Below are 19,469 nucleotides of genomic sequence, written 5' to 3'. Positions count from 1 at the left end.
TTGCGCCCTCTCCCTGTGGGAGAGGGTCGGGGTGAGGGCATCAGGCCGCACGCTACGGACGATACACCTTCACATTCGCAAAGCCCTGCTCGCGCAGATACAGCGCCTGCAGGCGACTCATCACCCCACGCTCACACCACAGCAGGTACGTTTTGCTCTGGTCGAGGTCGCCAAACTTCGTGCTCAGCTTATAGAACGGCAGAGAAACCACTTCCACGCCATCCACCTGCAGCGGCTTGTCATCCTGCTCGTCAATGGAGCGGATATCCAGAATCGCGTCGTTCGCGCCGAAACCGCTCACGGTCTCCACTTCAACCACGTCCTGCTCGGTCTGCTGAGCGATCTCGCGGATATCAATGTTGGACGCTTCTTCCACCACTTTATCCAGAATGCTGAAATCGAAGTTCTCTTCTTCCGCTTCGATCTTCGCCTTCACCGCTTTCACCGTTGGGCTTTTTGAGATCACGCCGCAGTATTCCGGCATGGTGCGGGCAAAATCTTCGGTGCCGATTTCGCGCGCCAGATCGATGATGTGTTCTTTATCGTGAGAGATCAGCGGACGCAGGATCAGCGTATCAGACACGTTGTCGATCAGGCGCAGGTTGGTCAGCGTCTGGCTGGAGACCTGGCCCAGCGCTTCGCCGGTGACCAGCGCCTGCACGCCGTAGCGTTCAGCCACTTTGGACGCCGCACGGACCATCATGCGCTTCAGGATGACGCCCATCTGGCCGTCGTCCACTTTCTCCAGAATCTCGCCGACCACCGGTTCGAAATTAATTGCCACGAAACGCACGCGGTGGGAGCTGCCGAAGCGGTTCCACAGGTAATGTGCCACCTGACGAACGCCGATCTCGTGCGCCGCGCCGCCCAGGTTGAAGAAGCAGTAGTGTACGCGGCAGCCGCGGCGCATCAGCATATAGCTGGAGACGCCGGAGTCGAAGCCGCCGGAGATCAGGGACAGGACGTCTTCCTGGGTGCCGATCGGGAAGCCGCCGATGCCTTCATAGCGGCCTTTCACCAGCAGCAGGCGATCGTTTTCGATCTCCAGATTAACGGTTACGTCCGGGTTGGTCAGGCGCACGCGCGCAGACTCGACGTGCTGGTTCAGACCGCCGCCGACGTAACGCTCCACTTCAATGGAGCTGAACTCGTGCTTGCCGCGACGCTTCACGCGCACGCAGAAGGTTTTGCCTTCGATCTGGTCGCGGTACTGGACCAGCGCTTTCTCGAAGATGTCGTGCATATCGCTAAACGGGACATCTTCCACTTCCAGAATATGGTGAATACCCGGAATACGGGTCAGGGCGTCGCGAATATCCTGACGTTTGTTTTCGTCTTTGGCACGGACCTCAACGTGGTCCCAGTGGCGCACCACGGCGAGGGTTTCGTCGTAGTGCTTTAATACGTTACGAATGTTCCCGGTGAGAATTTTAATAAAGCGCAAACGCACAGATTGGCTTTTGATGGTGATTTCAGGGAACAATTTAATGATAAACTTCATGGCGGCAATGTTTCTTAGGCAAGCCTGTTAAGGCTTGTAATGGAAAAGAGTACAGCAGCCCACACCCGTGGCTGCATCCAGGCGCGCAAGTATACCACCATCGCGCCGCTCCTGTGCACATTGCGCGTTATTTGCTTATCCGCCCGAGTCCGTTACCATGTCGGGGCGAAGAATATAAGAGTCAATTCACTATGCCGAAGAAGAACGACGCACCGGCCAGTTTCGAAACTGCGCTGAGTGAACTGGAGCAAATTGTTACCCGCCTCGAGAGTGGCGATCTCCCGCTGGAAGAGGCGCTCAACGAATTCGAGCGCGGCGTCCAGCTGGCGCGCCAGGGTCAGGTTAAGCTGCAACAGGCCGAACAGCGCGTGCAGATCCTGCTGTCCGACAGCGAAGAGGCGAAAACCACGCCTTTCACACCGGACGCCGAGTAAATGGATTTTGCCAACGAGCTTCAGGCGCGTGTCATGCGCGCCAACGACGCCCTGCGCCGTTTTATTGCGCCACAGCCTTTTCAGAACACTCCACTGGTTGAAGCCATGCACTATGGCGCACTCTTGGGTGGAAAGCGCCTGCGCCCGTTCCTGGTGTACGCCACAGGCAACATGTTTGGCATCAGCGATAACACGCTGGACGCCCCGGCAGCCGCCGTTGAGTGCATCCATGCCTACTCGCTGATCCACGACGATCTCCCGGCCATGGACGACGACGACTTGCGTCGGGGTCAACCCACCTGCCATATCAAGTTTGGCGAAGCGAATGCCATTCTGGCGGGTGATGCCCTGCAGACGCTGGCGTTCTCGATTCTGAGCGACGCGCCGATGGCCGAAGTGGCTGACCGTGACCGGCTGGCAATGATTTCCGAACTGGCCATGGCCAGCGGCGTGGCGGGCATGTGCGGCGGACAGGCCCTGGATCTTGAAGCCGAAGGACGTCAGGTTAATCTGGAACAGCTGGAGCGTATTCATCGCCATAAAACCGGGGCATTGATTCGTTCAGCCGTTCGTCTTGGCGCACTAAGCGCGGGTGAGCAAGGGCGCAAAGCCCTGCCGATTCTGGACAGATACGCAGAAAGTATCGGTCTGGCATTCCAGGTTCAGGATGACATTCTGGATGTGGTGGGCGATACTGCAACATTGGGTAAACGTCAGGGTGCGGACCAGCAGCTTGGCAAAAGTACCTACCCCGCCCTGCTGGGTCTTGAGCAAGCCCAACGTAAAGCCCGGGATCTGATTGACGATGCCCGCCAGTCGCTGAATCAGCTGGCCGCGCAATCGCTGGATACCTCGGCACTGGAAGCGCTAGCGGACTATATAATCCAGCGTGATAAATAAACTATATATCTCGATGAGCCTTTGATGAGTTTTGATATTGCCAAATACCCGACACTGGCGTTAGTTGACTCCACCCAGGAGTTACGTCTGTTGCCGAAAGAGAGCCTGCCGAAGCTGTGCGACGAACTGCGTCGCTACCTGCTCGACAGCGTAAGCCGCTCCAGCGGCCATTTCGCCTCCGGGCTTGGCACGGTAGAGCTGACCGTGGCGCTGCACTACGTCTATAACACGCCGTTCGATCAGCTGATCTGGGACGTGGGTCACCAGGCTTATCCGCACAAAATTCTAACCGGACGTCGCGATAAAATTGGCACCATTCGTCAGAAAGGCGGTCTGCACCCGTTCCCGTGGCGCGGGGAGAGCGAGTACGACGTATTGAGCGTCGGGCACTCCTCCACCTCTATTTCTGCAGGCATCGGGATTGCCGTTGCCGCCGAAAAAGAGAACAAGCAGCGCCGCACCGTCTGCGTGATTGGCGACGGCGCCATCACTGCCGGTATGGCCTTTGAGGCCATGAACCATGCGGGCGACATCAAGCCGGACATGCTGGTTGTGCTTAACGATAACGAAATGTCGATTTCCGAAAACGTTGGCGCGCTGAACAACCATCTGGCGCAGCTGCTCTCCGGCAAGCTTTACTCCTCGCTGCGTGAAGGCGGCAAGAAAGTCTTCTCCGGCGTACCGCCGATCAAAGAGTTGCTCAAGCGTACTGAAGAGCACATCAAAGGCATGGTCGTGCCGGGCACCCTGTTTGAAGAGCTGGGCTTTAACTATATCGGCCCGGTTGACGGCCATGACGTGCTGGGACTGGTGACCACGCTCAAGAACATGCGTGACCTGAAAGGCCCGCAGTTCCTGCACATCATGACCAAAAAAGGGCGTGGCTACGAGCCGGCGGAAAAAGATCCGATTACCTTCCACGCGGTACCGAAATTTGACCCGTCCAGCGGCTGTCTGCCAAAAAGCAGCGGCGGCATGCCGAGCTATTCAAAAATCTTCGGCGACTGGCTGTGTGAAACAGCCGCAAAAGACAACAAGCTGATGGCGATCACCCCGGCCATGCGCGAAGGCTCCGGCATGGTGGAGTTCTCCAGAAAATACCCTGACCAGTATTTCGACGTGGCCATTGCCGAGCAGCACGCGGTAACGTTTGCCGCGGGCCTGGCGATCGGCGGCTACAAACCGGTTGTCGCTATCTATTCCACCTTCCTGCAGCGCGCCTACGATCAGGTGATCCACGACGTGGCGATCCAGAAGCTGCCGGTGCTGTTTGCTATCGATCGTGCGGGCATCGTCGGCGCCGACGGCCAGACGCACCAGGGCGCGTTTGACCTGTCGTTCCTGCGCTGCATTCCGGATATGGTGATTATGACGCCAAGCGACGAGAACGAATGTCGTCAGATGCTGTTTACCGGCTACCACTATCAGGATGGCCCTAGCGCCGTTCGCTACCCGCGCGGCAATGCGGTGGGCGTTGAGCTGCAGCCGCTGGAGAAGCTGGCGATCGGTAAAGGTCTGGTCAAACGTCGCGGTGAAAAAGTGGCGATTCTGAACTTCGGCACGCTGATGCCTGAGGCGGCGAAAGTGGCTGAAACGCTGAACGCCACCCTGGTCGATATGCGCTTTGTGAAACCGCTCGACGAATCCCTGATCCTGAGTATGGCTGAGGCGCATGACGTGCTGGTCACGCTGGAAGAGAACGCGATTATGGGCGGTGCGGGCAGCGGCGTGAACGAGGTGCTGATGGCAAACCGTAAAGCCGTTCCGGTGCTGAACCTCGGCCTGCCGGACCATTTCATCCCGCAAGGTACCCAGGACGAAGCCCGCGCGGCGATTGGCCTGGACGCTGCCGGTATCGAAGCTAAAATCCGCGCCTGGCTGGACTGAACCCTCCCCTTTTCCGCTCCTGCTATGCTTAAACGTATTGTTTAAACAGCAGGAGCGGACCGTGCAATACACAACATTAGGAAAAACAGACCTTAAGGTATCCCGGCTTTGCCTGGGATGCATGACCTTTGGCGAACCCGATCGGGGAAACCACGCCTGGACGCTGCCGGAAGAGAGCAGCCGTCCGATTATCAAACGCGCCATCGAGGGCGGCATTAACTTCTTTGACACCGCCAACAGCTATTCCGACGGCAGCAGCGAGGAGATTGTCGGCCGCGCCCTGCGTGATTTTGTCCGTCGGGAAGACATCGTGGTTGCCACCAAGGTGTACTATCCAGTGGGCGACCTGGCTCAGGGACTTTCTCGCGCGCAGATCCTGCGTTCCATTGATGATAGCCTCAGGCGTCTGAACATGGATTACGTCGACCTGCTGCAAATTCACCGCTGGGATTACAACACGCCCATTGAGGAGACGCTGGAAGCACTCAACGACGTCGTCAAAGCCGGTAAAGCGCGCTATATCGGCGCGTCATCTATGCATGCCTCGCAGTTTGCTCAGGCTCTGGATCTGCAGGCACAGCACGGCTGGGCGCGCTTCGTCACCATGCAGGACCACTACAATCTGATCTACCGTGAAGAAGAACGTGAGATGCTGCCGCTGTGCCATCAGGAAGGCGTGGCGGTGATCCCGTGGAGCCCGCTCGCACGCGGCCGCCTGACCCGTCCGTGGGGAGAAACCACGGCCCGTCTGGTCTCGGATGAAGTGGGAAAAAATCTCTACGAAGGAACAGAGGCCAGGGATGCCCTGATCGCTGAACGCTTAGCCGGAATTGCCGACGATACCGGCGCAACCCGCGCCCAGGTAGCGCTGGCGTGGCTGCTGGGTAAACGCGGCGTCGCGGCGCCGATTATCGGCACATCCCGGGAAGAGCAGCTTGATGAACTGCTGAATGCAGTGGATATCACGCTGACGCCGGAGCAGGTTGCCGAGCTGGAGACGCCGTATCAGCAGCATCCGGTGGTGGGTTTTAAGTAAGCCCCATCTTTTGTAGGCCGGGTAAGGTGGAACCGCCCCCCGGCAATACAGAGCGAACAAACTCACGCGAAGTGATCGTACCCTTTCCAGTCCAGCGTAACCGGCTCACCGTCTTTCACAAACTTCAGCCCTTCACTTTCCGGCATGATCTGCCCGATACAGGTGAATTTCGCGCCGAGGTGCGCTAATGCCACGTCGAGCGTTCCACGGTTGAGCTCAGGCACCGTGAAGCACAGTTCGTAGTCTTCGCCACCGGACAGCGCCCAGCGCAGCGCCTGCTCAGGTTCGACATGACGAAGCAGTTCCTCTGACAGCGGGAACAGATCCAGGTCAACACGCGCGCCGACACCGCTGGCCTTCAGAATATGGCCGAGGTCTGAGATCAGCCCGTCAGAGAGATCGATAGCCGAGCTTGCCCGCTCGCGCATCGCCTGACCGTGCAGAATACGCGGCGTCGGGCGCAGATGGCGTTTCACCAGATACGCCGCATCGTCGGCATCCTTCACGGTTAAGCGATCCTGGAGGATCGCCAGCCCTGCCGCGCTGTCGCCCGGCGTACCGGTCACATAGATCCAGTCGCCGGGTTTTGCGCCTGAGCGCTTCAGCGCGCGGCCGAGCGGCACATAGCCGTGGATCGCCAGCGTCATCGACAGCGGTCCGGCAGTGGTATCACCGCCAATCAGCTGCATATCGTAGTAGTTAAGCTGCTCAAACAGCGCATCGCTAAAGGCTTCAAGCCAGGCTTCGTCTACCTCAGGCAGCGTCAGCGCCAGGGTTAACCACGCGGGATCGGCCCCCATCGCCGCCAGATCGCTGACGTTAACCGCCAGCGCCTTATACGCCAGATCGGCAGGATCGATATCCGGTAAAAAATGACGTCCGCACACTAAGGTGTCGGTGCTGATTGCCAGCGTCTGTTTTTCGGGAATATTGAGAAGTGCACAGTCATCGCCGATGCCGGTTTCAACATCAAGACGAGAGGTTCTGACACGGTCGAAATAACGGGCAATCAGGGAAAATTCGCCGCATGCCATACGTTATGCCTCAGCAAATAAAAGAAAAAACCGGAGCCGCACTGCCCGTCAGGCAATGCAGAACTCCGGTTTGCGGATCACTTTTTGTGGGGACGGATCGCAGGTGCTGCTTTATCAAGTACGCCGTTTACAAACTTGTGGCTGTCTTCAGCACCGAAGGTTTTCGCCAGTTCGATCGCTTCGTTAATGGCCACTTTGTACGGCACATCATCACGTTTAGACAGCTCAAACAGCGCGATACGCAACACTGCTTTTTCTACCTGACCCAGCTCTTCGAGCAGACGGGACAGGTAAGGTTTCATCAGACCATCGAGATACGCGCTATTAGTCGCCACTCCCGACAGCAGTTCACGGAAGTACAGAACGTCAACGTCTTTCACGTCCTGTTCTGACAGGAACTGGTATTCAACATCAGCGATGTCGTTCTGGGACAACTGCCAGGAGTAAAGTGCCTGGACGGCACATTCACGGGCGCGGCGACGAGCAGCAGGTTTCACGGAATTCCCCTTACAAAAAAATCAGGCCTTGATGGCTTTCAATACATTGATCATTTCAAGCGCGGTCAGTGCAGCTTCTGCACCTTTGTTACCGGCTTTGGTGCCAGCACGTTCGATGGCTTGTTCAATACTTTCGGTAGTCAGCACGCCGAACGCGACAGGAATTTCAGCATCCTGCGCAACGTGTGCCAGACCATTGCTTGCACCGCCCGCAACGTATTCGAAGTGCGCAGTGCCGCCACGAATAACGGTACCCAGCGCAATCACCGCGTCGTATTTACCGGTTTTCGCCAGCGCGCCCGCCGCCAGTGGCAGTTCGTAAGCGCCTGGAACCCAAACAACGGTAATGTTGTCATCCTTAACCTGGCCGATACGTTTCAGGGCGTCAATGGCACCTTCCAGCAGGCTGTCGTTGATGAAGTTGTTGAAACGCGCAATGGTGATGGCGACGCGAGCGTCCGGGGTAGCTACAGCAGCTTCAATAATGTTCATACTCTTCCTTTACGGGTTCATTTGGCCCCGCAGGGGGGCGGATTTTATCATAATACTTTGCGCACTGCTTCCCTATTTCGGGAGCAATTACGCTGTCGTTAAGTGGAGGCAGACATCCGGACCAACCGGACGAATCTCGCTGAATTTGAGTTGTGGTGCATCGGCCAGTTTTTCAAGGCCGGGCAGCACAAACAGGCCGCGCGCGTCGTGACCTAACAGTTTAGGCGCAACGTAAACAAGCAGTTCATCCACCAGTCCGGCCTGTAAGAGCGCACCGGCGAGCGTTGGCCCCGCTTCCACCCAGATACTGTTCACCTGTTGCTTGCCGAGCAGCATCATCAGCACCACGAGATCCAGATGGCCGTTATGCTCCGGCACCATGATGCTGCGCACGCCTTCCGGCCATGTGCGCGTATCGTCCTTCGTGCGGGCAATCCAGGTTTCACCCGGCTGCTGGACGATGCGGTGCTCCGGCGTCACGCGGTTCTGACTATCAATGATAATACGCAGCGGCTGACGCAGGTTCTCCTGCGGGTACAGGGCCTGGGTATCGGCATTCAGCTCGTCCCAGCGCACGGTCATGGCCGGATCGTCAGCCAGAACGGTTTCACTGCTGGTGAGAATAGCATGGCTTTGCGCGCGCAGACGTTGCACATCGCGCCTTGCCTGTGGCGAGGTGATCCACTGACTCTCGCCGTTTGCCATCGCCGTACGACCGTCCAGCGAGGCGCCCAGCTTAAGCTGGATATACGGGAACCCGGTGCGCATGCGCTTCAGGAAACCTTTGTTGAGCGCTTCCGCGTCCTGCATCATCAGGCCATGGCTGACGTCAATGCCTTCCTGCTGCAGGCGATACAGACCACGACCGGCCACCTGCGGATTCGGATCCTGCATCGATGCGACCACGCGCGAAACCCCCGCGGCAATCAACGCGTCGCAGCACGGCGGCGTACGCCCATGATGGCTGCAGGGCTCCAGCGTAACGTAGGCCGTAGCGCCGCGCGCCTTCTCGCCGGCCATGCGCAGCGCATGAACCTCAGCATGCGGTTCGCCTGCGCGATAGTGAAAGCCCTCCCCCACGATCTCGCCATCTTTAACGATAACGCACCCGACATTCGGGTTGGGATGGGTCGTAAAACGACCGCGCTGCGCCAGCTTCAGGGCTCGCGCCATGTACATCTCATCGTGCATGAGCTTAATCCTGTAAGCGGGCGATCTCTTCGCCAAACTCTTTGATATCTTCGAAGCTGCGGTAGACCGAAGCAAAGCGGATATAGGCGACCTTATCGAGCTTTTTCAGCTGCTCCATCACCAGGTTACCGATCATTTTGCTCGGCACTTCACGCTCACCCAAACCACGAAGGTAAGATTTTATGTGGTTTAACGCCATCTCCACGTCGTCCGCGCTGACAGGACGTTTTTCAAGGGCCTTCAGCATTCCGCTGCGCAGTTTCTCTTCGTTAAACGGCTCACGCACGTCGTTACTTTTTACCACGCGCGGCATGACCAGCTCTGCCACCTCAAAGGTCGTAAAACGCTCGTTGCACACCAGACACTGCCGACGACGGCGTACGGATGATCCTTCGCCCACCAGGCGAGAGTCGATGACTTTGGTATCCACAGCGGAGCAGAATGGGCAATGCATACGGTATCCCTGTTATCTGGTTAACTGATTTTCATTTTACCCTGATCTGGCCTGACAACAAAGGAAGAGCTTTTTGAGACAAAGGATCTATGTCTGACACAATGATGCTGGCTACCATTAGGACGATCCGTTATTTCAAGGAAATAAACGCAATGACAAGACGTTACCTGAAAATATTGCTGGTGGGGAGCCTCTTCACCCTTAGCGCCTGTGCACAGCAAACCGAAGTCCGCCAGTTGAAACAGAGCGTCAATACGCTCAATACGGCGATGGACAAGCTGAACAAAGAAACGGTGAAAATCACCCAGCAAAACGCGCTGAATGCCAAATCCAGCAGCGGGGTTTATCTGCTGCCGGGCGCGAATACGCCTGCGCGGCTCAATAGTCAGATCGGCACGCTAAAAATGTCTCTGGTGAATGTGGCGGCGAATGCAGATGGTACTCGCGCAACATTACGTATACAGGGAGAGTCCAACGATCCGCTTCCGGCCTTCAGCGGCACTGTCGAGTGGGGCCAGATCCAGGGCACCACGGAGAATTACCAGGAGGTGAACGTGAAGAATCAACTCTTCACCGCCCCGGCCAGTGTTTTAGCACCAAGCGATGTGGATATCCCGCTTCAGTTAAGCGGTCTTACGCCGGAACAGTTAGGCTTTATCCGCATTCACGACATTCAACCCGCCGCGCACTAATCCCCTCCTTTTTAGCGGAGTGAAATGTCACTCCGCTAACATTTACATTTCGTATGGATTGGCAACATAAATGATTGCCGCTACAATCCCGGCCGTTTAATGTACGCAAACGTGAACGCAATCGATTACGCGTGTGAGAGATATGTGAAACAACACATATTTTTGTGAGCAGGGATTCCTATAATAGGCACCGCAGAAACACGAAATATTTAGAAACGCAATTCGCGCATTTTTCACTCCCGGAAGGGAATTTCAATCAGTGGCATGATTATGAAAAAAACATTACTCGCAGCTGGCGCCGTGCTGGCACTGTCCTCTTCTTTCACTGTTAACGCAGCGGAAAACGACAAACCACAATACCTCTCCGACTGGTGGCACCAGAGCGTTAACGTGGTGGGCAGCTACCACACGCGTTTCGGACCACAGATTCGTAACGATACCTACCTGGAATATGAAGCCTTCGCCAAGAAAGACTGGTTTGATTTCTACGGTTACATGGATGCACCGGTCTTCTTCGGTGGTAACTCTCAGGCTAAAGGTATCTGGAACCACGGCTCCCCTCTGTTCATGGAAATCGAACCACGCTTCTCCATCGACAAGCTGACCGGCACCGATCTGAGCTTCGGCCCGTTCAAAGAGTGGTACTTCGCGAACAACTACATTTACGATATGGGCCGCAATGAGTCCGGTCGTCAGAGCACCTGGTATATGGGTCTGGGTACGGACATCGACACCGGCCTGCCAATGAGCCTGTCTCTGAACGTCTATGCCAAATATCAGTGGCAGAACTATGGCGCTGAAAACCAGAACGAATGGGATGGCTATCGTTTCAAAGTGAAATACTTTGTGCCAATCACCCAGCTGTGGGGCGGTAACCTGAGCTATATCGGCTTCACCAACTTCGACTGGGGTTCAGATCTGGGCGATAAGAGCGGTTACGCAGAGAACGGTATTAAGCAGCGTACCAATGACTCCATCGCCTCCAGCCACATCCTGGCGCTGAACTATGATCACTGGCATTACTCTGTTGTGGCACGTTACTGGCACAACGGCGGCCAGTGGAACGACGACGCGAAACTGGTATGGATGAACGAACACGTCCGTTCTACCGGTTGGGGTGGTTACCTGGTTGTAGGTTACAACTTCTAATCAGTGCGGGTTTCGCCCGGTGGCGCTACGCTTACCGGGCCTACGACCCAAATGTAGGCCGGGTAAGGCGTAGCCGCCACCCGGCTTTTTACTGCCTCACCTTGCGCAAAAAATCCGCCAAAGACCTGTCCGCACTCTCGCTAAACCGCCTTTCCGTAGTCACAATATTGAGGCATCTGTCGAGCCGGAAACAGCGATAGTCATCGCGCCGTTCACACCACGCGGCCAGCAGCCAGCGCTCTCCCCAGAAGAACAGCCCCAGCGGCTGAACCTCACGATTAGACAGCTGTCCTGCTTCATCACGGTAATGCAATGCCAGCACCTGCTGGGCGGAAATTGCCTGATGAATCCTGTCAAAATCGCTGCGGGAGTGGCTTTGCATGCAAAAATCCGGGGCGTAGATCCGCGTCTGCTCCGCCTTTCGACGACTCTCCTCGGGCAGAATCGCCAGCACCTTTTCCTGAGCCGACTCCAGCTCGCGCGACAGCGATTCCCCACCCCAGGTTTTGAGCAGGCGAATCGCGACGATCAGCGCCTCGGACTCCTTATTTGTCAGCATCAGTGGCGGCAGGTCGAAGCCCGACATGAGGCGATATCCGCTTCCCGCCTCACCTTCCACCGGCACGCCGGAAAGCGACAGGTCGCGGATATCGCGATAGACCGTACGCTCGGACACGCCAAGCCGGTCCGCCAGATGCGCTGCCGTTGTCAGACGCCTGCCCCGCAGGATCTGCACAATCTGAAACAAACGGTCAGCGCGTCGGGTCATATCTTTGTCCGCTCTCAGGCAGGTTGATGGAGCCCGACGCGGTTGCCCTCGCTGTCGGTAAATAAGGCGATAGTGCCAATGCCATGCGGCAGTTCCAGCGGACCAAACACGCACTCGCCGCCCGCAGAGGCGATGCGATCGAGCGTGGCCGCCAGATTGTCAGTATGCAGGTAAATAATAGCGCCTTGCAAAGACGGTGTAACGCCGTCAAATTTTGCCAGTGCGCCTCCGGTGGCGGGATCCTCATGCGGGAAAACGGCCAGCTCCGCGCAGTCCATTTTCTCGCGACGCAGCGCAAGCTGCATGACCGGCTCATAAAATTTAATCGCGCGATCCATATCCGAGACCGGAATTTCAAACCAGTTAATAACGCTTTTCATACATCCTCCTGCCTGTTGTTTGGGTTCAGAAGGAGTCTACGACAGGGCTCCTGACAGCATACTGTCAGGAGTGTTTGTCAGGAGGAGATAAAAAAAATCCCGGTCAACCGACCGGGATTTCGATAACGCGCTAAACGTCGCCTTACGGCAGAATGGACGGCTGATCCGCCCCTTCTTTCTCGACTTTCTGCTGGAGCAGGTGCTCGCGCTTCATGCCGAGTTTCAGTGCCAGTGCGGACGCGACGTAGATAGACGACGCCGTACCGATGGTGACACCAATCAACATGGTCAGCGAGAAGCCTTCCAGTACCGGACCACCGAAGAGGAACAGCATCAGGATCACCATCAGGGTAGTACCGGAGGTGATCAAGGTACGGTGCAGCGTCTGGGTCAACGACACGTTAAAGATTTCGTACGGCGTACCGCGACGGATCTTACGGAAGTTTTCACGAATACGGTCAGATACCACGATACTGTCGTTCAGTGAGTAACCGATAACGGACATCAGGGATGCCACAATCGTCAGGTCAATCTCAATGTGGAACAGCGACAGTATGCCCATGGTGATCACCACGTCGTGCGCCAGGGCGATAACCACACCGGCCGCCAGTCGCCACTCAAAGCGGAAACCGACGTACACCAGGATGGAAATCAACGCCACCAGCAGCGCCATCGCGCCGGTCTGCGCCAGGTCAGCACCCACGCTTGGGCCGACGAACTCAATACGCTTAACCGCTGCGTTCTGGCTGGTTGTTTCGTTAATCACGCTAACAACCTTACTGCCCAGCTCCTGGCTGCCGTTGGCATCGTGCACCGGCGGCATACGTACCATGATGTCGCGGCTGCTTCCGAAGTTCTGCAGCAGAGGCTCTTCAAAGCCCGCTTTCTGCAGCGATTCGCGCATCTGGTCCATATCGACCGGTTTTTCCAGGGAGATCTCGATGACCGTACCACCGGTGAAATCGAGACCCCAGTTAAAGCCTTTCACGCCCATAATGATGATGGACAGAATCAGCAGGAAACCTGAAATGCCGAAGGCCCAGTAGTCCCAGCGCATAAAGTCCCAGACTTTACGGCCGTGGTTCAATTGTTCAACAGTATATTCCTGTGCCACAACGCACTCCTCAGATAGACAGCTTTTTGACGCGCTTGCCGCCGTACAGCAGGTTCACGATGGCACGGGTGCCGACAATAGCGGTAAACATTGACGTTGCGACACCGATACCGGTTGTAATCGCAAAGCCTTTGATCGCGCCAGTACCCACTGCATACAGGATAAGAACCTTAATCAGTGTTGTTACGTTCGCATCGAAGATAGAGCTGAACGCGCCTTTATAACCTTCATCAATCGCCTGCTGAACAGAGCGACCGTTGCTCAACTCTTCTTTGATACGTTCGTTAATCAGTACGTTGGCGTCGACCGCCACCGCAAGGGTCAGAACGATACCCGCAATACCCGGCATGGTCAGCGTCGCCCCCGGCAGCAGGGACATAATGCCGATAATCAGCACCAGGTTCGCGATCAGCGCGGAGGTCGCAATCAGACCAAACTTCTTATAGAAGAAGATCATGAAGAGGATAGAGACCACCAGACCGGCCAGACACGCTTCCAGGCCCTGCTGGATGTTTTGCATCCCCAGCGTTGGACCAATGGTACGTTCTTCAACAATCTGAATTGGCGCAATCAGCGCACCGGCACGCAGCAGCAGAGAGAGCTGACGCGCTTCGTTCGGGTTGCTAATACCGGTAATACGGAAGCTGTTACCCAGACGAGACTGGATATTGGCGATGTTAATCACCTCTTCCTCTTTCACCAGCACCGCACGACCATTTGCATCTTTCTTACCGCTGTCTTTGTACTCCACGAACAGGGTTGCCATCGGCTTGCCGATGTTGTCCTTGGTGAAGTTAGACATGATGTTACCACCCGCGCTATCAAGCGAGATGTTAACCTGCGGCTGGTTGTATTCGTCCTGGCTCGACGTGGAGTCGGTGATATGGTCACCGGTAAGAATCACGCGTTTGTACAGCACAACAGGCTGACCTTCGCGAGTCTGTTTCACTTCGGAATCACCCGGAATACGCCCTGCTGCGGCAGCGGACTGATCGACGTTGGAATTGACCAGACGGAATTCCAGCGTGGCGGTCGCCCCCAGAATCTCTTTCGCACGCGCGGTGTCCTGGATACCCGGCAGTTCAACCACGATACGGTCAGCACCCTGGCGCTGCACCAGCGGCTCAGCTACACCCAGCTGGTTTACACGGTTACGCAGAATGTTGATGTTCTGCTGAACGGCATATTCACGCGCTTCTTTCAGACGCGCATCGGTCATCACCGCGCGCAGCTGGTTGCTGCCCTGCGAGGAGATCACCAGGTCACGGTGACGTTGGGTCAGGTAATCTACAGCCTGATCGCGCGCCGCGCTGTCGCGGAACGTGATGCTCATGCCGTAGTTATCTTCTTTACGCACGGTGGTGTAAGCGATGCCTTTATCACGCAGATCGCTGCGCAGGCTGTCGATATTCTGTTCCTGCAGCTTGCCGAGCGCGGTATCCATATCCACTTCCATCAGGAAGTGAACGCCGCCACGCAGGTCAAGACCGAGTTTCATTGGCTCTGCATTCATCGCAGCCAGCCAACGCGGGGTTGCAGGGGCAAGGTTAAGCGCCACGACGTATTTATCACCCAGCACGCCCATCAGCGCTTCACGTGCGCGGAGCTGCGTGTCGGTGGTGTCGAAGCGAGCAAGAATTGCACCCTCTTCCAGAGCCACAGACTTAGCGGTAATTTTTTCTTCTTGTAACGTTTTCTGGACCTGGATCAGCGTTTGCTCACTGGCGGCGACACCGCGCGCGCCAGTGATTTGAACAGCCGGATCCTCACCATACAGGTTGGGAAGCGCGTACAGCAGGCCGACGAGAATCACGACGACCAGCATGATGTACTTCCACAAAGGATAACGGTTTAACACGGCAGTTCCCTTTGGGAAAAGTTGGGATTACAGCGCCTTCATGGTGCCTTTCGGCAGAACGGCAGCTACGAAGTCACGTTTGATGACCACTTCAGTGGTGTCGTTCAGGGCGATAGCAATGTAGCCGTTTTCAGCCACTTTGGTTACGCGACCGACCAGACCACCGTTAGTCAGCACTTCATCGCCTTTCGCAATGGAGTTCATCAGGTTTTTGTGCTCTTTGGTGCGCTTCTGCTGTGGACGCAGGATCATGAAGTAGAAGATCAGACCGAACACAACCAGCATCAGAATCAGAGACATCGGGCTGCCCTGCGCTGGAGCACCTGTTGCCGCTACCGCATCAGAAATAAAAAAGCTCATTCAAATTCCCTCATTATTAAAATTAATCAACGTTCAACGGTGGAACATCCCGCCCCTGACGTTGGTAGAAATCGGTCACGAAGCTCTCTAATTTACCCTCTTCGATAGCCTTACGTAAACCAGCCATTAAGCGCTGATAATAACGAAGATTATGAATGGTATTGAGACGCGCGCCCAAAATCTCATTGCAACGATCGAGATGATGCAGGTACGCGCGAGAATAATTGCGACAGGTATAGCAATCGCACTCGGAATCGAGCGGGCTGGTGTCACTCTTATGCTTCGCGTTACGGATTTTCACCACGCCATCGGTAACGAACAAATGGCCGTTACGCGCGTTGCGGGTTGGCATGACGCAGTCGAACATATCAATGCCGCGGCGTACGCCTTCAACCAGATCTTCCGGTTTACCCACGCCCATCAGGTATCGTGGTTTATCCGCCGGGATTTGCGGGCAGACATGTTCCAGAATACGGTGCATGTCTTCCTTCGGCTCACCCACAGCCAAACCGCCGACAGCGTAGCCATCAAAACCTATCTCTACCAGACCTTTAACCGAGATATCGCGTAAATCTTCGTAAACGCTGCCCTGGATAATGCCGAACAGCGCATTTTTGTTCTGCAGGGAGTCAAAACGGTCACGGCTACGCTTCGCCCAGCGCAGAGACATTTCCATAGAACGCTTGGCGTAGTCCCAGTCGGCCGGATACGGCGTGCATTCGTCGAAGATCATCACGATGTCAGAGCCGAGATCGTACTGAATCTCCATCGATTTTTCTGGATCGAGGAAAATCGGATCGCCGTTGATCGGGTTACGGAAGTGAACGCCCTGCTCGGTGATCTTGCGGATATCGCCCAGGCTGAAGACCTGGAAGCCGCCGGAGTCGGTCAGGATGGGGCCTTTCCACTGCATGAAGTCGTGCAGGTCGCCGTGGAGCTTCATGATCTCCTGGCCCGGACGCAGCCACAGGTGGAAGGTATTGCCGAGGATAATCTGCGCGCCAGTGGCTTCAACTTCTTCCGGCGTCATCCCTTTTACGGTGCCGTACGTACCCACAGGCATAAACGCGGGGGTTTCCACCACGCCGCGATCAAACACCAGGCGACCGCGACGCGCGCGACCGTCGGTGGTATCGAGTTCAAATTTCATTTTTTCTCCGACGTCAGAAAAACAGTCCAACGTTGTAACACGGTGCCGCGGACTTATTCCCCGACACGCTCATTCAAAGCCTGCGGATTGTACGTGATAAACATCGCGTCACCGTAGCTAAAAAAGCGATATTTTTGTTCTACCGCAGACTTGTAGGCATTCATCGTATGCTGATAGCCCGCGAATGCGGAGACCAGCATAATCAGCGTCGATTCAGGCAGATGGAAGTTGGTCACCAGCGCATCAATCACTTTGTACTGGTAGCCCGGGTAGATAAAGATCTGCGTATCGCCAAAGAATGGCTCAATAAGATCGTTCTTCGCCGCCTGCGCGGCGCTCTCAAGTGAGCGCACAGACGTCGTACCGACCGCCACGACGCGGCTGCCGCGCGCTTTCGCCGCCAGCACCGCGTCCACCACGTCCTGAGGCACTTCAGCATACTCAGAGTGCATGATGTGATCTTCAATGCTGTCCACGCGCACCGGCTGGAAGGTACCCGCGCCGACGTGCAGCGTCACGAACGCCATCTCAATGCCTTTCGCGCGCAGTTTTTCCAGCAGCGGCTCATCAAAGTGCAGACCTGCCGTTGGGGCCGCGACCGCGCCAGGCTTCTGGCTGTAGACGGTCTGATACAGCTCGCGGTCAGCCTCTTCGTCCGGACGCTCAATATACGGCGGCAGCGGCATGTGGCCAATGGCGTTCAGGATATCAAGCACCGTCCGCTCGTCGTTAAACGCCACTTCGAACAGCGCGTCGTGGCGCGCGGTCATAGTCGCCTTGATGCTCTCATCATCGCCCAGCAGCAGCTCCGCGCCCGGCTTCGGGGCTTTGGAGGCGCGAATATGTGCCAGAATACGTTTATCATCGAGCATACGTTCGACCAGCACTTCAATCTTGCCGCCGCTGGCCTTACGGCCAAACAGGCGCGCCGGGATCACGCGGGTATTGTTAAAGACCAGCAGATCGCCAGGGTTGAGCTTGTCGAGCAAATCGGTGAAAGTACCGTGCGTCAGCTCGCCCGTTGGCCCATCCAGTGACAGTAAGCGACAGCTGCTGCGCTCAGGCATGGGATAGTGAGCAATCAGGGATTCAGGTAGTTCAAAGGAGAAATCGGCGACGCGCATGACGTATACTCGTGACTTAAAAACAGGCGGCATAGTCTAGTGCTCACACCCTTTTGCTGCAACAACTAGCCGCCCCCGGACAAATAAAACGCATGAATTTTCTCGCTCACCTGCATCTCGCGCACCTCGCTGACAGCTCCCTCTCGGGCAATTTGCTGGCCGATTTCGTACGCGGTAATCCCGCAGAAGACTACTCCCCTGAGGTTGTCGACGGGATTTTTATGCACCGCCGCATCGACGTGCTGACGGATAAACTGCCGGAAGTGACGGAAGCCAAAGCGTGGTTCCGCCCTGAAACGCGCCGCGTTGCGCCGATCACGCTTGACGTGATGTGGGATCACTTCCTGTCGCGCCACTGGGCACAACTCTCGCCGGAGCTACCCCTGCCCGAATTTGTGCGCTATGCCCACCAGCAGGTGTCGATCATTCTGCCCGACTCGCCGCCGCGCTTTGTCAATCTGAACAACTATCTGTGGTCGGAACGCTGGCTGGAGCGTTATCGCGAGATGGACTTCATCCAGAACGTGTTGAATGGGATGGCGAGCCGTCGCCCACGCCTGGATGCGCTGCGGGATTCCTGGTATGACCTGGATGAACATTACGATGCGCTGGAAACGCGTTTCTGGCAGTTTTATCCGCGCATGATGGTGCAGGCGAAAAACAAACAGCTGTAACAGAAATTACATTGATAGGTAAAAGCTGGCGGAACGATTGTCACCACCTCTTTGTCTTATCCATGAACACTCTCTATACTGGCTCGCGTTGCGTTCCAAATAACCTTAGTATCTACAGGAGAATCATATGGTTCTGGTAACTCGTCCGGCTCCGGATTTTACAGCTGCAGCAGTTCTGGGCAACGGTGAAATCGTTGAAAACTTCAACTTCAAAAAGCACACCAACGGTAAAGCGACCGTTCTGTTCTTCTGGCCAATGGACTTCACTTTCGTTTGCCCGTCTGAGCTGATCGCGTTCGACAAACGTTATGAAGAATTCCAGAAGCGTGGCGTAGAAGTGGTTGGCGTCTCCTTCGACTCTGAGTTTGTACACAACGCATGGCGTAACACCCCTGTCGACAAAGGCGGCATCGGTGCGGTGAAATACGCAATGGTTGCGGACATCAAACGCGAAATCCAGCAGGCTTACGGTATCGAACATCCGGACGCTGGCGTTGCGCTGCGCGGTTCCTTCCTGATCGACGCGAACGGCATCGTTCGTCACCAGGTTGTGAACGATCTGCCGCTGGGTCGTAACATCGACGAAATGCTGCGTATGGTTGACGCGCTGCAGTTCCACGAAGAGCACGGCGAAGTGTGCCCGGCTCAGTGGGAAAAAGGTAAAGAAGGTATGGCTGCTTCCCCAGACGGCGTGGCTAAATACCTGTCTGAGAACGTATCCAGCCTGTAATCGGCACGGTTTACGAGAAAGGCCCGCTTATGCGGGCCTTTTT

The 19,469-nt window shown here is 56.1% G+C and carries 21 protein-coding genes; 8 read left to right on the top strand and 13 right to left on the bottom strand.

All coding sequences use genetic code 11. The features are described from left to right. Window positions 1-52 precede the first annotated feature (52 nt). Window positions 53-1,501, bottom strand: a complete 1,449-nt coding sequence (gene thiI, locus KGP25_RS05300; RefSeq protein ID WP_048030084.1) for a tRNA uracil 4-sulfurtransferase ThiI — start codon at window positions 1,499-1,501, stop codon at window positions 53-55. 191 nt (window positions 1,502-1,692) lie between these two features. Between thiI and xseB the strand changes: the two genes are divergently transcribed. From xseB to KGP25_RS05280, 4 genes are all read left to right on the top strand, one after another. Next, the gene (gene xseB, locus KGP25_RS05295; RefSeq protein ID WP_045909783.1) at window positions 1,693-1,935 is read left to right on the top strand and encodes an exodeoxyribonuclease VII small subunit; all 243 of its coding nucleotides are present in this window, start codon (window positions 1,693-1,695) and stop codon (window positions 1,933-1,935) included. Further along, on the top strand, window positions 1,936-2,835 hold the full coding sequence (gene ispA, locus KGP25_RS05290) for a (2E,6E)-farnesyl diphosphate synthase (RefSeq protein ID WP_196345865.1): 900 nt from the start codon (window positions 1,936-1,938) through the stop codon (window positions 2,833-2,835). It begins immediately after the preceding gene. Between the two features lie 24 nt (window positions 2,836-2,859). Beyond that, window positions 2,860-4,722: a 1-deoxy-D-xylulose-5-phosphate synthase gene (dxs, locus tag KGP25_RS05285; RefSeq protein ID WP_048030083.1), complete on the top strand. Its 1,863-nt coding sequence runs from the start codon at window positions 2,860-2,862 to the stop codon at window positions 4,720-4,722. Between the two features lie 61 nt (window positions 4,723-4,783). Next, window positions 4,784-5,758: an aldo/keto reductase gene (locus KGP25_RS05280; RefSeq protein WP_223540074.1), complete on the top strand. Its 975-nt coding sequence runs from the start codon at window positions 4,784-4,786 to the stop codon at window positions 5,756-5,758. Window positions 5,759-5,820: 62 nt separating this feature from the next. Here KGP25_RS05280 and thiL read toward each other — a convergent pair whose 3' ends face one another. The 5 genes from thiL to nrdR all read right to left on the bottom strand — a co-directional run bounded on the left by thiL (window position 5,821) and on the right by nrdR (window position 9,426). Next, complete coding sequence (gene thiL, locus KGP25_RS05275; protein WP_223540073.1) at window positions 5,821-6,792, bottom strand: thiamine-phosphate kinase; 972 nt, start codon at window positions 6,790-6,792, stop codon at window positions 5,821-5,823. 77 nt (window positions 6,793-6,869) lie between these two features. Then, the gene (gene nusB / locus KGP25_RS05270; RefSeq protein ID WP_006809908.1) at window positions 6,870-7,289 is read right to left on the bottom strand and encodes a transcription antitermination factor NusB; all 420 of its coding nucleotides are present in this window, start codon (window positions 7,287-7,289) and stop codon (window positions 6,870-6,872) included. 21 nt (window positions 7,290-7,310) lie between these two features. Then, window positions 7,311-7,781 (bottom strand): 6,7-dimethyl-8-ribityllumazine synthase, encoded by a 471-nt coding sequence (gene ribE / locus KGP25_RS05265; protein ID WP_006176874.1) that lies wholly within the window; start codon window positions 7,779-7,781, stop codon window positions 7,311-7,313. 87 nt (window positions 7,782-7,868) lie between these two features. Continuing rightward, window positions 7,869-8,972, bottom strand: a complete 1,104-nt coding sequence (ribD, locus tag KGP25_RS05260; RefSeq protein ID WP_223540072.1) for a bifunctional diaminohydroxyphosphoribosylaminopyrimidine deaminase/5-amino-6-(5-phosphoribosylamino)uracil reductase RibD — start codon at window positions 8,970-8,972, stop codon at window positions 7,869-7,871. 4 nt (window positions 8,973-8,976) lie between these two features. Continuing rightward, complete coding sequence (gene nrdR / locus KGP25_RS05255) at window positions 8,977-9,426, bottom strand: transcriptional regulator NrdR (protein ID WP_008503337.1); 450 nt, start codon at window positions 9,424-9,426, stop codon at window positions 8,977-8,979. Window positions 9,427-9,578: 152 nt separating this feature from the next. On the opposite strand from nrdR, the gene KGP25_RS05250 reads away from it, so the two are divergent. Beyond that, a complete protein-coding gene (locus KGP25_RS05250) occupies window positions 9,579-10,118 on the top strand; it encodes a DUF3251 domain-containing protein (RefSeq protein ID WP_045909789.1) in 540 nt (179 codons plus the stop codon). Window positions 10,119-10,388: 270 nt separating this feature from the next. Further along, a complete protein-coding gene (locus KGP25_RS05245; protein WP_025912622.1) occupies window positions 10,389-11,267 on the top strand; it encodes a nucleoside-specific channel-forming protein Tsx in 879 nt (292 codons plus the stop codon). Between the two features lie 88 nt (window positions 11,268-11,355). Here KGP25_RS05245 and KGP25_RS05240 read toward each other — a convergent pair whose 3' ends face one another. The 7 genes from KGP25_RS05240 to queA all read right to left on the bottom strand — a co-directional run bounded on the left by KGP25_RS05240 (window position 11,356) and on the right by queA (window position 18,022). Next, window positions 11,356-12,036, bottom strand: a complete 681-nt coding sequence (locus tag KGP25_RS05240; protein WP_032646151.1) for a YafY family protein — start codon at window positions 12,034-12,036, stop codon at window positions 11,356-11,358. A 14-nt stretch (window positions 12,037-12,050) separates the two neighbouring features. Next, window positions 12,051-12,416, bottom strand: coding sequence for a VOC family protein (locus KGP25_RS05235; RefSeq protein WP_008503341.1), 366 nt, complete (start codon window positions 12,414-12,416; stop codon window positions 12,051-12,053). 142 nt (window positions 12,417-12,558) lie between these two features. Then, window positions 12,559-13,530: a protein translocase subunit SecF gene (gene secF / locus KGP25_RS05230; RefSeq protein ID WP_048225871.1), complete on the bottom strand. Its 972-nt coding sequence runs from the start codon at window positions 13,528-13,530 to the stop codon at window positions 12,559-12,561. A 10-nt stretch (window positions 13,531-13,540) separates the two neighbouring features. Further along, window positions 13,541-15,388 (bottom strand): protein translocase subunit SecD, encoded by a 1,848-nt coding sequence (gene secD / locus KGP25_RS05225; RefSeq protein WP_072052285.1) that lies wholly within the window; start codon window positions 15,386-15,388, stop codon window positions 13,541-13,543. 27 nt (window positions 15,389-15,415) lie between these two features. Next, window positions 15,416-15,748 carry a preprotein translocase subunit YajC gene (gene yajC / locus KGP25_RS05220; RefSeq protein ID WP_003859109.1) on the bottom strand — a complete coding sequence of 111 codons (333 nt, stop codon included), beginning with the start codon at window positions 15,746-15,748 and terminating at the stop codon, window positions 15,416-15,418. Between the two features lie 22 nt (window positions 15,749-15,770). Next, window positions 15,771-16,898, bottom strand: coding sequence for a tRNA guanosine(34) transglycosylase Tgt (gene tgt / locus KGP25_RS05215; protein WP_003859110.1), 1,128 nt, complete (start codon window positions 16,896-16,898; stop codon window positions 15,771-15,773). A gap of 53 nt (window positions 16,899-16,951) precedes the next feature. Next, window positions 16,952-18,022, bottom strand: a complete 1,071-nt coding sequence (queA, locus tag KGP25_RS05210; protein WP_045909793.1) for a tRNA preQ1(34) S-adenosylmethionine ribosyltransferase-isomerase QueA — start codon at window positions 18,020-18,022, stop codon at window positions 16,952-16,954. A gap of 92 nt (window positions 18,023-18,114) precedes the next feature. Between queA and acpH the strand changes: the two genes are divergently transcribed. Together acpH and KGP25_RS05200 are read left to right on the top strand one after the other, a co-directional pair. Then, the gene (gene acpH, locus KGP25_RS05205; protein WP_115874336.1) at window positions 18,115-18,696 is read left to right on the top strand and encodes an ACP phosphodiesterase; all 582 of its coding nucleotides are present in this window, start codon (window positions 18,115-18,117) and stop codon (window positions 18,694-18,696) included. Between the two features lie 127 nt (window positions 18,697-18,823). Further along, on the top strand, window positions 18,824-19,426 hold the full coding sequence (locus tag KGP25_RS05200; RefSeq protein WP_223540071.1) for a peroxiredoxin C: 603 nt from the start codon (window positions 18,824-18,826) through the stop codon (window positions 19,424-19,426). Window positions 19,427-19,469 lie beyond the last annotated feature (43 nt).

Origin of the sequence: Enterobacter sp. JBIWA003, from assembly GCF_019968825.1 — a bacterium.
Classification (GTDB): Bacteria; Pseudomonadota; Gammaproteobacteria; order Enterobacterales; family Enterobacteriaceae; genus Enterobacter; species Enterobacter quasiroggenkampii.
Note: the sequence above shows the minus strand (reverse complement) of the source record. Positions and strands in the feature narration are given on the sequence as shown.

What these genes read in the sequence shown, in the direction of transcription:
- tgt (WP_003859110.1), bottom strand. Translation starts at nt 16,898, where the DNA reads ATGAAATTTGAACTCGATACCACCGACGGTCGCGCGCGTCGCGGTCGC.
- KGP25_RS05250 (WP_045909789.1), top strand. Translation starts at nt 9,579, where the DNA reads ATGACAAGACGTTACCTGAAAATATTGCTGGTGGGGAGCCTCTTCACC.
- ispA (WP_196345865.1), top strand. Translation starts at nt 1,936, where the DNA reads ATGGATTTTGCCAACGAGCTTCAGGCGCGTGTCATGCGCGCCAACGAC.
- dxs (WP_048030083.1), top strand. Translation starts at nt 2,860, where the DNA reads ATGAGTTTTGATATTGCCAAATACCCGACACTGGCGTTAGTTGACTCC.
- KGP25_RS05235 (WP_008503341.1), bottom strand. Translation starts at nt 12,416, where the DNA reads ATGAAAAGCGTTATTAACTGGTTTGAAATTCCGGTCTCGGATATGGAT.
- acpH (WP_115874336.1), top strand. Translation starts at nt 18,115, where the DNA reads ATGAATTTTCTCGCTCACCTGCATCTCGCGCACCTCGCTGACAGCTCC.
- queA (WP_045909793.1), bottom strand. Translation starts at nt 18,022, where the DNA reads ATGCGCGTCGCCGATTTCTCCTTTGAACTACCTGAATCCCTGATTGCT.
- xseB (WP_045909783.1), top strand. Translation starts at nt 1,693, where the DNA reads ATGCCGAAGAAGAACGACGCACCGGCCAGTTTCGAAACTGCGCTGAGT.
- ribE (WP_006176874.1), bottom strand. Translation starts at nt 7,781, where the DNA reads ATGAACATTATTGAAGCTGCTGTAGCTACCCCGGACGCTCGCGTCGCC.
- KGP25_RS05245 (WP_025912622.1), top strand. Translation starts at nt 10,389, where the DNA reads ATGAAAAAAACATTACTCGCAGCTGGCGCCGTGCTGGCACTGTCCTCT.
- KGP25_RS05200 (WP_223540071.1), top strand. Translation starts at nt 18,824, where the DNA reads ATGGTTCTGGTAACTCGTCCGGCTCCGGATTTTACAGCTGCAGCAGTT.
- thiI (WP_048030084.1), bottom strand. Translation starts at nt 1,501, where the DNA reads ATGAAGTTTATCATTAAATTGTTCCCTGAAATCACCATCAAAAGCCAA.
- yajC (WP_003859109.1), bottom strand. Translation starts at nt 15,748, where the DNA reads ATGAGCTTTTTTATTTCTGATGCGGTAGCGGCAACAGGTGCTCCAGCG.
- ribD (WP_223540072.1), bottom strand. Translation starts at nt 8,972, where the DNA reads ATGCACGATGAGATGTACATGGCGCGAGCCCTGAAGCTGGCGCAGCGC.
- KGP25_RS05240 (WP_032646151.1), bottom strand. Translation starts at nt 12,036, where the DNA reads ATGACCCGACGCGCTGACCGTTTGTTTCAGATTGTGCAGATCCTGCGG.
- thiL (WP_223540073.1), bottom strand. Translation starts at nt 6,792, where the DNA reads ATGGCATGCGGCGAATTTTCCCTGATTGCCCGTTATTTCGACCGTGTC.
- nrdR (WP_008503337.1), bottom strand. Translation starts at nt 9,426, where the DNA reads ATGCATTGCCCATTCTGCTCCGCTGTGGATACCAAAGTCATCGACTCT.